Below are 12515 nucleotides of genomic sequence, written 5' to 3'. Positions count from 1 at the left end.
TCGCGGCGCCCGATCAATCGATGCGCTGGAACTTGAGATCCCAGACGCCATGGCCAAGACGCTCGCCGCGGCGCTCGAACTTGGTGATGGGGCGTTCTTCCGGGCGCGGAACGTAACGGCCGTCCTCGGCCAGATTGCGGTAACCCGGCGCAACGCTCATGACTTCCAGCATGTGCTCGGCGTAGTGCTCCCAGTCGGTGGCCATATGCAGAACACCACCAACCCTGAGTTTCTGCCGCACCAGTTCGGCGAATGCCGGCTGGACGATCCGCCGCTTGTGGTGGCGGGACTTGTGCCAGGGATCGGGGAAGAACAGCAGCACGCGGTCCAGGCTTGCATCCGCAACGCAGTCACGCAGCACTTCCAGAGCATCGCAACTGTATACGCGAATGTTGGACAACCCCTGGGTCATGGCGCCATTCAGCAGGGCACCAACTCCCGGACGGTGCACTTCGACACCGATGAAGTCCTGCTCGGGCGCGGCGGCGGCCATCTCCAGGGTGGCATGGCCCATGCCGAAACCGATTTCGAAGGTGCGCGGTGCACGGCGACCGAACAGGGCGTCGAAGTCCTGCGTGCCGTCGGCCAGCTCCAGGCCGTACTTCGGCCAGCCCTGGTCGAGGCCGCGTTGCTGGCCTTCGGTCATGCGCCCGGCACGCATCACGAAACTCTTGATGGTGCGATGGTGGCGCGTTTCGTCGGCGGCAGCCGGCGAGCCCTGTTCTTCAATCATTGCGAAAACCTGTTAGTGAAACTTGCAGAACCTGATCACGATCTTGCGATCGTGATCGACTCTCAGCGGATCAGACCATCCAACGGCGAGGAAGCGCTGGCGTAGAGTTTGCGCGGCATACGCCCGGCCAGGTAGGCGAGGCGACCGGCAACGATGGCGTGCTTCATGGCCTCGGCCATCATCACGGGGTTCTGCGCGTGGGCGATGGCGGTGTTCATCAGCACGGCTTCGCAACCCAGTTCCATGGCGATGGTGGCGTCGGACGCAGTGCCGACACCGGCGTCGACCAGCACCGGAACCTTGGCTTCTTCGAGGATGATGCGCAGGTTCCAGGGGTTGCAGATGCCCATGCCCGATCCGATCAGGCCGGCCAGGGGCATCACGGCGATGCAGCCCATCTCGGCCAGTTGGCGGGCGATGATGGGGTCGTCGCTGGTGTAGACCATCACGTCGAAGCCGTCCTTGACCAGTTGCTCGGCGGCCTTGAGGGTTTCGACGACGTTGGGGAAGAGGGTCTTCTGGTCAGCCAGGACTTCCAGCTTGACCAGGTTGTGGCCATCCAGCAGTTCGCGGGCCAGGCGGCAGGTACGCACGGCTTCTTCGGCGTTATAGCAGCCGGCGGTGTTCGGCAGGATGGTGTACTTGTCCGGCGAAATCACGTCCAGCAGGTTCGGTTCGCCCGGGTTCTGGCCGATGTTGGTACGGCGCACGGCCACGGTAACGATTTCAGCACCGGAAGCCTCGATGGCAACGCGGGTTTCTTCGAGGTCCTTGTACTTGCCGGTGCCCACCAGCAGACGCGATTCATAGGTGCGGCCCGCGAGGGTGAAGGGCTTGTCGATCGGCGTTTGGCTCATGCTGGACTCCTGGCGGGCAGAGGGAATTGCTTGATACGCAGAACAGGTGCTGCGGATGGCGCGGCTGGGCAGGTTCGAAACCCGCTCGACTAGCCGCCGCCTATGGCGTGGACCACCTCGACGCGGTCGCCTTCGCACAGGGCGATGGCGGCGTGCTGGCTGCGCGGCACGATATCGAGGTTAAGCTCGACCGCGACGCGGCGGCCGGCCAGGTCCAGGCGGGAAATGAGGTCCGCGACGGTCTGGCCATCGGGTAGCTCAAAGGATTCGCCGTTCAACTGAATGCGCATGACGGATCAGTCACAACTGGAAAAGGGGACGGCATTCTAGCCCGATAGCCGCGCGGCACCAAGGCAAAAGGGCGCCATTCGTCCCGCAATTTGACGCCACGGTCAAGTTAGCGATTCGCCAGGTTCCAGGCTGAGAGGCCCAGGCACAGCCAGCCGACGAGGAAGGCCAGGCCGCCAAAGGGCGTGATGATGCCGAGTTTGCCGATACCGCTGAGGGTCAGCAGGTAGAGGCTGCCGGAGAACAGCAGGATACCGAGGGCGAAGAAGCCGCCCGCCAGGTTCACCAGGCGACCGGGAGCATGCAGCGCCAGCAGGGCCACGCCGAACAGCGCCAGGGCATGAATCAACTGGTAGTGGGTGCCGGTCTGGAACGCCGCCAGGTACTCGGGCGTCAGCCTGCTTTTCAGCCCGTGGGCGGCAAAAGCGCCAAGGGCCACCCCGGTGAAACCGGCGAATGCGGAAAGCAGCAGGAACAGACGCGCCATGGGGACTCCAGACAGAGGAAGGACGGCCGCTATAATGGCGCGCAAATTTCCCTGGGCCAAGCCAGCATGTTCAGCACCATTCGCCGCCGCCTGTTCAAATTGCTGCTCTGGTTCGCGGCGGCATCCGTGTTACTGGTGATCCTCTTCCGCTGGGTGCCGCCGCCCGGCTCGATGCTGATGGTGGAACGCAAGATCGAGTCGTGGATCGACGGCAAGCCGATCGACGTCAAGCGCGACTGGGTGTCCTGGGATGAACTGCCGAATGATTTGAAGATCGCGGTAATCGCCGCCGAAGACCAGAAGTTCGCCGAGCACTGGGGCTTCGACATCCCGGCCATCCGCAAGGCCTTCGCACACAACGAGCGCGGCGGTTCGGTCCGTGGCGCCAGCACCCTCAGCCAGCAAGTGGCGAAGAATCTATTCCTCTGGTCCGGCCGCAATTGGGTCCGCAAGGGTCTGGAAGTCTGGTTCACCGGCCTGATCGAATTGTTCTGGCCGAAGCACCGAATCCTCGAGGTCTACCTGAACAGCGTCGAGTGGGGCAATGGCGTGTTCGGCGCCGAAGCCGCAGCCCGCCAGCATTTCGGCGTCCACGCTACGCGCCTGTCCCGCCAGCAGGCAGCCTTGCTGGCAGCGGTTCTACCCAACCCGCGCAAATGGAGTCCTTCCAGGCCAAGCGGTTATGTCGCGACCCGCGCCGGCTGGATTCGCCGGCAAATGAGCCAGCTCGGCGGCAGCAGCTACCTGCAACAGCTCTGACCGTAGGGCCGCGGCCTTACCCTCCACCGTTCAGTGTTTCATCGCCGCGCGCGGCACCAGGTGCAGGAGCTGCACCTTGCCTTCCAGCAGGTGTGCGCTGAGTCCCTGCTGGGGATAGATCCACGCCTCGCCCTCACCGGTACGCAGACGCAGCCGGGGAGGCCCGATGCTGGCGGCCAGCCGCGCGGCCGATACTTCGGCCATGGGCACCATGTTCAGCACGGCTACCCGGTGTCCGCCCAACTGCTCCAGCATCTCGCCACTCAGGGGTTGCTCGTTGGTGCCTGTGCCCAGGGCCTTGGACAGGCTGTTACGCTCGCCATCGCTAAGCTCCAGCTCGCCTTCAAGGCGCCAGACGCCCTCTTCCCGTTCCTGTTCGGTGCGATAGACCAGACGCGGACCTTCCGCCTGCGGTTGCAACCAGAGTTCTCCTGGCGCGAGCTCCGCCAGCTTCTCCAGAGACAGGTCACCTTCGGCCATGGGCACGATCACCGATTCCTGCCAATCCACCAACCAGGGCAGCGGCTCGGCGCGGTCGGACTGCTTGCTCATCCATAGCGACAGGGAAAAGAACAGCACGGCGACCGAGGCGAACAGCAGCCAGTGGCTGGTGCGCAGGGACGGCATGGGCATGGTGGTTTTCTCCAGACAGAAAAAAGCCGCACCGAAGTGCGGCTTTCCCGGGTTTCAGCGTCACGCCTGAATGAAGCCCTTGAGCTTGTTCATGGCGTTCTTCTCCAACTGGCGAATACGCTCAGCGGAGACGTTGTACTTGGCTGCCAGGTCGTGCAGCGTCGCCTTCTCCTCGGCCAGCCAACGCTGGTGGAGGATGTCGCGGCTGCGATCGTCCAGACCATCCAGCGCTTCGTGCAGGTTGGCGGTGGAACTGTCGCTCCAATCCGCTTCCTCCAACTGGCGCGCCGGGTCGTAGCGATGGTCTTCCAGGTAGTGCGCCGGTGCCTGGAAGGCAGCGTCGTCGTCAGCGTCTGCCGCCGGGTCGAACGCCATGTCCTGGCCGGTCAGCCGGCTTTCCATCTCGCGCACTTCATGGGGCTCGACACCCAGGGTGTTGGCCACTGCATGGACTTCATCGTTGTTCAGCCAGCTCAGACGCTTCTTCTGGCTGCGCAGGTTGAAGAACAGCTTGCGCTGCGCCTTGGTGGTGGCGACTTTGACGATTCGCCAGTTGCGCAGGATGAATTCATGGATCTCGGCCTTGATCCAGTGCACAGCGAAGGACACCAGGCGCACGCCCATTTCGGGGTTGAAGCGCTTGACTGCCTTCATCAGGCCGACGTTGCCTTCCTGGATCAGGTCGGCCTGGGCCAGACCGTAGCCGGAATAACTCTTGGCGATGTGCACGACGAAGCGCAGGTGCGCCAACACCATCTGCCGTGCCGCTTCCAGATCTTGTTCATAGAAGAGGCGTTCGGCCAGTTCGCGCTCCCGCTCGACAGTCAGCAGCGGGATGCCGTTGACCGCATGCACGTATGCCTCCAGGTTCGCACCGGGGGCCAGGGCATAGACAGGTTGCAGGGAAGTGGTCATGCGAATCCTCCGATTCACTAAAGCTCGCGCAGTGTAGCACTGGCCTATATGACTGCAAGGGGGTGTAAAAGTTTCCTTACACCCCTCGCAACACCCGCGAAAACCGATGGGTTCTAACGCGGCGCCAGCTCACTGAGATGACGGGCGACGGCCAGCCAGGCGCCAATGTAGCCCAGCAGGACCGCGCCCAGAAGCAGGGATAGACCATCGGCTAGTGGTACGCCCACGAGCGCGAAGTCGCTACCGTAGAGACCGGCCAGACGGACGACGGCATCGTTCAGCCAGTCCAGGCCATAGGCGAGCACCAGCCAGGCCAGCAGGCCCGCGCCGGTACCGTAGAGCGCGCCCATATAAAGGAAGGGACGACGCACATAGCTATCGGTACCGCCCACCAGCTTGATCACCTCGATCTCGGTGCGGCGGTTCTCGATATGCAGACGAATGGTGTTACCGATGACCAGCAGCAAAGCCAGGATCAGCAGCACCGCCAGGCCGAAGACGAAACGCTCGCCCAGCTTCAGGATCGCCGACAGGCGCTCGACCCAGACAAGATCCAGCTGGGCCTGTTCGATGCCGGACATTTCCGACAGACGTTGACGCAACGCCTCAAGGGCAGCCTTGTCGACTTCCTTGGGGGTCACCAGGATCACGCCGGGCAGCGGGTTCTGCGGCAGCTCCTTGAGCGCCTCGCCCAGACCGGATTGCTGCTGAAGCTCGGCCAATGCCTGCTCGCGACTGATCCATTCGGCCTCGGCCACATCCGGCATGCCGGCGATTTCGTCCCGCAGCTTCTGCCCCTGGGACTCGCTGGCATCCATTTTCATGAACAGGGAAATCTGTGCCGCGCGCTGCCAGGAACCGCCCAGCCGCTCCACGTTGCTGAGGAGCAGGGACAGTCCCATGGGCAGGCTGAGGGCGATAGCCATCACCAGGCAGGTGAAGAAGCTGCCGACGGGCTGGCGACCCAGACGACGCAGGCTGTCCACCAGGCTGGCGCGGTGGCTCTCCAGCCAGGCATGCAGCAGGGTTTTGAAATCCGGGCCGTCGTCGCCCTTCTCCGGCGAATCGACGTGCCGGGGAGAAGCCCCAACGCGTTCGGCGGGCTTCGGCGGCGGCATCTGCTTGGCGCTCATCAGACCGCCTCCCCGTCGCCGATCAGGCGGCCACGTTGCAGGGTGAGCAGACGGTGGCGCATGCGCGCAATCAGCGCCAGGTCGTGACTGGCGATCAACACGGTGGTGCCCAAGCGATTGATGTCCTCGAATACACCCATGATCTCGGCGGCCAGACGCGGGTCCAGGTTACCCGTGGGTTCGTCCGCCAGCAGCAAGGCCGGGCGGTGAACGACGGCGCGGGCGATGCCAACGCGCTGTTGCTGGCCGGTGGACAGGTCGGCGGGGTAAAGCTCGGCCTTGTCGGCCAGGGACACGCGCTCCAGCGCCACGCTCACGCGCTTGGCGATTTCTGGCTTGGAGAGGCCGTGGATCTGCAGCGGCAGGGCAACGTTGTCGAACACGCTGCGGTCGAACAGAAGCTGATGGTTCTGGAAGACGACGCCGATCTGGCGGCGCAGGAAAGGGATCTGCGAGTTGGTGATGGTCGACAGGTCCTGCCCGGCCAGCAACAGCTTGCCGGTGGTGGGACGTTCCATTGCCAGCAGCAGGCGCAACAGGGTGCTCTTGCCGGCACCGGAATGGCCGGTGACGAAGAGGAACTCGCCGCGGCGTACGCGGAAGCTCAGTTCGTGCAGGCCGACATGGCCGTTTGGATAGCGCTTGCCGACCTGCTCGAATCGAATCATGCGGACTCCCGCTCTGCGAAGAGGGCCTTGACGAAAGCGTCGGCTTCGAAGGTACGCAGGTCGTCGATGCCTTCACCCACACCGATGTAGCGGATCGGCAGGCTGAATTGCTTGGCCAGGGCGAAGATCACCCCGCCTTTTGCGGTGCCGTCCAATTTGGTCAGCGCCAGGCCGGACAGGTTGACTGCCTGGTGGAACTGCTTGGCCTGGTTGATGGCGTTCTGGCCAGTGCCGGCATCCAGCACCAGCAGCACTTCGTGGGGAGCGGTCTCGTCCAGCTTGCCGATCACGCGGCGCACCTTCTTCAGCTCCTCCATGAGGTTGTCCTTGGTGTGCAGTCGGCCGGCGGTGTCGGCGATCAGCACATCGACGCCCCGGGCCTTGGCGGCCTGCACGGCGTCGAAGATCACGGAAGCGGAGTCGGCGCCGGTGTGCTGGGCGATCACGGCGATATTGTTGCGTTCGCCCCAGATCTGCAGCTGCTCGACTGCAGCGGCGCGGAAGGTGTCACCAGCGGCCAACATGACCTTCTTGCCGTCCAGCTGCAGCTTCTTGGCCAGCTTGCCGATGGTGGTGGTCTTGCCGACGCCGTTCACGCCGACCACCAGGATCACGTAGGGCGCGTTGCCGCTCTCGATCTTCAGCGGCTGCTCGACCGGACGCAGCAGTGCCGCCAACTCGTCCTGCAAGGCCTTGTAGAGGGCATCGGCGTCAGCCAGCTGCTTGCGTGCGACCTTCTGGGTCAGGCTCTGGACAATGGCGGTGGTGGCTTCCACACCCACGTCGGCAGTCAGGAGACGGGTTTCGATTTCATCCAGCAGGTCGTCGTCGATGGCCTTGCGGCCAAGGAACAGGCTGGCCATACCTTCGCCAATGCTGGCGCTGGTCTTCGACAATCCCTGCTTGAGGCGGGAGAAGAAGCCGGCCTTGGCGGGCTCGGTCTGGACGGCGGGAACGGGGGCTGGCTCGACGACAGGAGCAGGCGCGACCACCGGCACCGGCTGTTCTGCCACGGGGGCAGGTGCAGGTGCAGGTGCAGGTGCAGGTGCAACAGGCTCGGCGGCGACCGGCGCCTCGGCAATCACGGGGGCGGGCGCTTCGGTCACGACCGGAGCGAGCTCGGGCGCGGGGACGTCGACCGGCGCGGGCGTCGATGCCGGGACTTCAGCAACTACCGGAGCCGTTTCGGGTGCCGGGGCGGGAGCAGTTACGGGCTCAGCAACAGGCTGGGCAACCGGATCAATTTCAGGCGTGGGCGCAGGTGCGGCCGGCGCCTCTGCCTCGACAGGGGCAACCGGTTCCGCCGGAGCGACGGGAGCGGTTTCCTGGGGCTTTTTGCGCAGCCAGCCGAACAAGGATTTCTTTTCCCCGGCCTGAGCCGGAGCTTTCTTGTCGTCGTTGGAACCAAACATGAGTCGATTGCATCTCAAGGGAGCGGCCGTACTGGCTCTATGCCGGCCAGCTTCGCCGCCCCGGGAAAGGATGGGGTATCCTAGCACCTCTTCGCCCGCAGGCGGTACGACCGCCGGGGCCGTCCGACAGGTCAAGAACATCAATGAAAGCCATTGCCCGACAAGCCGCCGGCTTGCTGTATTGCGCTCTCTGTCTGCCCGTTTTGGCTATCGCCGCAGACAATCAGCCAACTCACGAGTTCACCCTGGACAACGGCCTCAAGGTCGTCGTCCGTGAAGACCATCGCGCCCCCGTGGTGGTGTCCCAGCTCTGGTACAAGGTCGGCTCGAGCTACGAAACGCCCGGCCAGACCGGTCTCTCCCACGCTCTCGAACACATGATGTTCAAGGGCAGCCGCAAACTCGGCCCCGGCGAAGCCTCGCGCATCCTGCGGGAGCTCGGTGCCGAGGAGAACGCCTTCACCAGCGACGACTACACCGCCTATTACCAGGTGCTGGCCCGCGACCGCCTGGGCGTCGCCTTCGAGCTGGAAGCCGATCGCCTCGCCAGCCTCAAATTGCCGCCGGAAGAGTTCACCCGCGAGATCGAAGTGATCAAGGAAGAACGCCGCCTGCGCACCGACGACAAGCCCACCGCCAAGGCCTTCGAGCGCTTCAAGGCGATGGCCTACCCGGCAAGCGGCTACCACATCCCCACCATTGGCTGGATGGCCGACCTCAACCGCATGAAGGTCCAGGAGCTGCGTCACTGGTACGAATCCTGGTACGTGCCGAACAACGCCACCCTGGTGGTGGTCGGCGACGTCACCCCGGACGAGGTCAAGGGCCTCGCCGAGCGCTATTTCGCCAACATTCCCAAGCGTGACGTGCCGCCCGCGAAGAAGCCGCTGGAGCTGGCCACCCCCGGCGAGCGCCGCCTCAACCTGCACGTGCGCACCCAGCTGCCGAGCCTGCTCATGGGCTTCAACGTGCCGGGCCTCGCCACCGCCAAGGACGCCCGCCAGGTCCACGCCCTGCGCCTGATTTCCACCCTGCTCGACGGCGGCTATAGCGCACGCCTGTCCAGCCGGCTGGAACGCGGCGAGGAGCTCGTCAGTGGCGCCTCGGCCTGGTACGACGGCTTCCCCCGTGGCGACAGCCTGTTCGTCATCAGCGCCACCCCCAACGTGCAGAAGGGCAAGACCCTGGAGCAGACCGAGGCCGGCATCTGGCGCCAGCTGGAAGACCTGAAGAACACCCCGCCGAGCGCCGACGAACTCAAGCGCGTACGCGCCCAGGCCATTGCCGACCTCGTCTACCAGCGCGACTCCATCACCAGCCAGGCCACCACCATTGGCCAGCTGGAAACCGTCGGCCTGTCCTGGAAGCTGATGGACCAGGACCTCGCGGCCCTCGAAGCCGTGACGCCTGCCGACATTCAGGCCGCCGCCAAGACCTTCTTCACCCGCGACCGCCTGAGCGTCGCCCACATCCTTCCCGAGGAGGCCCGCAATGAGTGAGCGAAACGGCCTGCGTTACGGCCTGCTCGGCCTGGCCCTGATCGTCCTGCTCGGCGTACTCGGCTTCGTCGCCAACCGCCCGGACACCACCGCCACCGCCGAAACCGCCACCCCGGCACCGGCCGAGGGACTGCAATCCCTGGCAGAGCTGGGCGGCAAGGCACCCAGCCGCCGTAGCCTGGACATCCAGAGCTGGACGACCGCCGAAGGCGCCAAGGTGCTCTACGTCGCCGCGCCCGAGCTGCCGATGTTCGACCTGCGCCTGACCTTCGCCGCTGGAAGCAGCCAGGACGGCGGCACATCCGGCCTGGCGACCCTGACCAACGCGATGCTCAACGAGGGCGTGAAAGGCAAGGACGTCACCGCCATCGCCCAGGGCTTCGAGAGCCTGGGTGCCGAGTTCGGTAACGGCGCCTACCGCGACATGGCCATCGCCAGCCTGCGCAGCCTCACCGCCCCCGAGCAGCGCGAGCCGGCTCTGGAACTGTTCACCCAAGTGATCGGTGCGCCGACCTTCCCTGAAGATTCCCTGGCGCGGATCAAGAACCAGATGCTCGCTGGCTTCGAGTACCAGAAGCAGAACCCCGGCAAGCTCGCCGGCCTGGAGCTCTTCGAGAAACTCTACGGCCAGCATCCGTATGCGCACCCCAGCGAAGGCGACGAGAAGTCCGTACCCGGCATCACCGTCGCCCAGATGCGCGAGTTTCATCAGAAGGCTTACGCCGCCGGCAACGTGGTGATCGCCGTCGTTGGCAATCTCACCCGAGCCGAAGCCGAAGCCATTGCCAAGCAGGTATCCAGCGCACTGCCGAAGGGCCCTGCCCTGGCCAAGCTGCCGGAGCCGGATGCGCCCAAGGCCGGTATCAATCACATCGAGTTCCCGTCGAAGCAGACCCACCTGATGCTGGCCCAGCTCGGCATCGACCGGAATGATCCGGATTACGCCGCGCTTTACTTGGGCAACCAGATCCTCGGCGGCGGCGGTTTTGGCACGCGGCTGATGGAAGAGGTGCGCGAAAAGCGTGGCCTGACCTACGGCGTCAGCTCCGGCTTTACCGCCATGCAGGTACGCGGCCCGTTCATGATCGGCCTGCAGACCCGCGCCGAGATGAGCCAGGGCACCCTCAAGCTGATCCAGGACATCGTTCGCCAGTACCTGGCAGACGGTCCGACCCAGAAGGAGCTGGACGATGCCAAGCGTGAGCTGGCGGGCAGCTTCCCGCTGTCCACCGCGAGCAACGCCGACATCGTCGGCCAGCTGGGTGCCATCGGCTTCTACAACCTGCCACTGACCTACCTGGAAGACTTCATGGCCAAGGTCCAGGCGCTGGACGTTGCCCAGGTGAAGGCCGCCATGGCCAAACACTTGAACCCCGACCAGTTCGTCATCGTCACCGCCGGCCCGACCGTTCCCCAGAAGGACCTGCCGCCCCCCACCGACAAGCCCGCCGAAATGCCCAGCGGCGTACCGGAGCACTGATGCGCAAGCCGACCCCCAGACCCGCCACGCCGAAACACGGCGGCCAGGGCCAACTCCGCATCATCGGCGGCGAATGGCGCTCGCGGCGTTTCGCCTTCCCCAACGGTCCCAGCCTGCGCCCCACCCCCGACCGGGTACGCGAGACGCTGTTCAACTGGCTTGCACCCTACATGGAAGGCGCGCGGGTCCTGGACCCCTTCGCCGGTAGCGGCGCCCTCTATCTGGAAGCGCTGTCCCGTGGTGCCAGCGAGGCTCTGGCGCTGGACCTGAACCCCGACTCGGTCGCCGCCTTGCGCGGCCATCTGGATACGCTGCGCTGCGGCAGGGGCCAGCTACTGCAAAGCGACGCCCTGCGCTACCTCGACACCCAGTCCCCGAGCGCTTTCGACGTCGTATTCCTCGATCCGCCCTTCAACCAGGGCCTGCTGCAGCCCGTTTGCGACCTCCTGGAGAATCGCGGCTGGCTCGCCCCCCGCGCCTGGGTCTATACCGAAAGCGAGAACGCGCCCTCCGCGCTCGGTCTACCGGGTAACTGGCGCCTGCACCGCGAGAAGAAAGCCGGCCAGGTGTACTACGCCCTGTGGCAACGCTCGGCCGGGGAAACCTCCGACGCCTGATCGACGGCACACCGATGAACCAGTTCCATTCGCCCGTGACCACCCGCGCCGGCTTCCAGCCGGCCTGGTGGTTGCCGGGGCCACATTTGCAGACCCTGTGGTCACCCTTCTGTCGCAAGCCACCTCGGCTTTCCCGGCAGCGGGAGCGTTTGTGGCTGGACGATGGTGATTTCCTCGACCTGGACTGGCATGGCCCCCACGAAGCCGATGCACCGCTGGTGCTGGCCCTGCACGGCCTGACCGGCTCATCCAGCTCCCTGTACGTGCTTGGCCTGCAGCAGGAGCTGGCCGCTCGCGGTTGGGCCAGCGTCGCCATCAACTGGCGTGGCTGTTCGGGCGAACCCAACCTGCTGCCCCGTGGCTACCACTCGGGTGTCAGCGAGGATCTGGCGACCGCCGTCCAGCACCTGCGCGCCAGCCGCCCGCTCGCGCCGCTCTATGCGGTGGGTTATTCGCTAGGCGGCAACGTGCTGCTCAAGTACCTGGGAGAAACCGGCGACGACTGCGGCTTGCAAGGCGCAGTAGCGGTCTCGGTGCCCTACCGCCTGGACCAGTGTGCCGACCGCATCGCGCTCGGCTTCTCACGGGTCTACCAGGCGCATTTCATGCGCGAAATGGTGGCTTACGTGAAGAACAAACAGCAGCTGTTCGCCCACCAGGGTCACGGCGAACATCTGTCGACCCTGGAACGCCTCGGCTCGCTGGAAAACATGCGTACCTTCTGGGACTTCGATGGCCGCATCACCGCGCCACTGCACGGTTTCAGCGATGCCCACGACTACTATCGCCGCGCGTCCAGCCGCTACTACCTGGGCGGCATCCGCATTCCCACCCTGCTGATCCAGTCTGCCGACGACCCCTTCGTCTTTCGCCACAGCCTGCCGGAGGCCCATGAACTCTCGGCCTCGACCCGCATGGAGCTGCATGCGCGGGGCGGCCACGTGGGGTTCATCGAAGGATCGCCGCAGCAGCCCGCCTATTACCTCGAGCGGCGGATTCCGGACTGGCTTGCGAGTCAGACAACGGAGCGCTGA

General features: G+C 65.0%; 14 protein-coding genes. 5 read left to right on the top strand and 9 right to left on the bottom strand.

Annotated elements, in window-relative coordinates; all coding sequences use genetic code 11:
- Window positions 1-13: 13 nt before the first annotated feature.
- The 4 genes from trmB to MnOB_RS10355 form a co-directional block, all read right to left on the bottom strand.
- The gene (gene trmB / locus MnOB_RS10370; RefSeq protein WP_077524139.1) at window positions 14-733 is read right to left on the bottom strand and encodes a tRNA (guanosine(46)-N7)-methyltransferase TrmB; all 720 of its coding nucleotides are present in this window, start codon (window positions 731-733) and stop codon (window positions 14-16) included.
- A gap of 62 nt (window positions 734-795) precedes the next feature.
- Window positions 796-1590 carry a thiazole synthase gene (locus MnOB_RS10365; protein WP_077524138.1) on the bottom strand — a complete coding sequence of 265 codons (795 nt, stop codon included), beginning with the start codon at window positions 1588-1590 and terminating at the stop codon, window positions 796-798.
- Between the two features lie 89 nt (window positions 1591-1679).
- Entirely contained in the window at window positions 1680-1880 is a 201-nt protein-coding gene (thiS, locus tag MnOB_RS10360) for a sulfur carrier protein ThiS (protein WP_077524137.1), read from the bottom strand.
- 107 nt (window positions 1881-1987) lie between these two features.
- Window positions 1988-2365 (bottom strand): DUF423 domain-containing protein, encoded by a 378-nt coding sequence (locus MnOB_RS10355; RefSeq protein ID WP_077524136.1) that lies wholly within the window; start codon window positions 2363-2365, stop codon window positions 1988-1990.
- 66 nt (window positions 2366-2431) lie between these two features.
- Between MnOB_RS10355 and mtgA the strand changes: the two genes are divergently transcribed.
- Window positions 2432-3124, top strand: a complete 693-nt coding sequence (gene mtgA, locus MnOB_RS10350) for a monofunctional biosynthetic peptidoglycan transglycosylase (protein WP_077524135.1) — start codon at window positions 2432-2434, stop codon at window positions 3122-3124.
- A 30-nt stretch (window positions 3125-3154) separates the two neighbouring features.
- Here mtgA and MnOB_RS10345 read toward each other — a convergent pair whose 3' ends face one another.
- The 5 genes from MnOB_RS10345 to ftsY form a co-directional block, all read right to left on the bottom strand.
- Window positions 3155-3757 carry a hypothetical protein gene (locus MnOB_RS10345; protein WP_077524134.1) on the bottom strand — a complete coding sequence of 201 codons (603 nt, stop codon included), beginning with the start codon at window positions 3755-3757 and terminating at the stop codon, window positions 3155-3157.
- Window positions 3758-3817: 60 nt separating this feature from the next.
- Entirely contained in the window at window positions 3818-4672 is an 855-nt protein-coding gene (gene rpoH / locus MnOB_RS10340; RefSeq protein ID WP_077524133.1) for an RNA polymerase sigma factor RpoH, read from the bottom strand.
- 113 nt (window positions 4673-4785) lie between these two features.
- Window positions 4786-5805, bottom strand: a complete 1020-nt coding sequence (ftsX, locus tag MnOB_RS10335; RefSeq protein WP_077524132.1) for a permease-like cell division protein FtsX — start codon at window positions 5803-5805, stop codon at window positions 4786-4788.
- Entirely contained in the window at window positions 5805-6473 is a 669-nt protein-coding gene (gene ftsE, locus MnOB_RS10330) for a cell division ATP-binding protein FtsE (RefSeq protein WP_016490212.1), read from the bottom strand. Before ftsE ends, ftsX begins: the two co-directional genes overlap by 1 nt.
- Window positions 6470-7885 (bottom strand): signal recognition particle-docking protein FtsY, encoded by a 1416-nt coding sequence (gene ftsY / locus MnOB_RS10325; RefSeq protein ID WP_077524131.1) that lies wholly within the window; start codon window positions 7883-7885, stop codon window positions 6470-6472. The genes ftsE and ftsY overlap by 4 nt, the downstream gene beginning before the upstream one ends.
- Window positions 7886-8028: 143 nt before the next feature.
- Here ftsY and MnOB_RS10320 point away from each other — a divergent pair, with 143 nt between their 5' ends.
- The 4 genes from MnOB_RS10320 to MnOB_RS10305 are packed head-to-tail and all read left to right on the top strand — an operon-like array spanning window position 8029 to window position 12515.
- Window positions 8029-9384, top strand: coding sequence for a M16 family metallopeptidase (locus MnOB_RS10320; RefSeq protein ID WP_077524130.1), 1356 nt, complete (start codon window positions 8029-8031; stop codon window positions 9382-9384).
- Window positions 9377-10864 carry a M16 family metallopeptidase gene (locus MnOB_RS10315; RefSeq protein WP_077524129.1) on the top strand — a complete coding sequence of 496 codons (1488 nt, stop codon included), beginning with the start codon at window positions 9377-9379 and terminating at the stop codon, window positions 10862-10864. The genes MnOB_RS10320 and MnOB_RS10315 overlap by 8 nt, the downstream gene beginning before the upstream one ends.
- Window positions 10864-11481: a 16S rRNA (guanine(966)-N(2))-methyltransferase RsmD gene (rsmD, locus tag MnOB_RS10310; protein WP_077524128.1), complete on the top strand. Its 618-nt coding sequence runs from the start codon at window positions 10864-10866 to the stop codon at window positions 11479-11481. The genes MnOB_RS10315 and rsmD overlap by 1 nt, the downstream gene beginning before the upstream one ends.
- 14 nt (window positions 11482-11495) lie before the next feature.
- Entirely contained in the window at window positions 11496-12515 is a 1020-nt protein-coding gene (locus MnOB_RS10305) for a hydrolase (RefSeq protein ID WP_077524127.1), read from the top strand.

It is taken from the genome of Metapseudomonas resinovorans, assembly GCF_002003485.1.
In the GTDB taxonomy this organism is placed as follows: Bacteria; Pseudomonadota; Gammaproteobacteria; order Pseudomonadales; family Pseudomonadaceae; genus Metapseudomonas; species Metapseudomonas resinovorans_D.
This window is presented reverse-complemented; position numbering and strand designations above follow the sequence as displayed.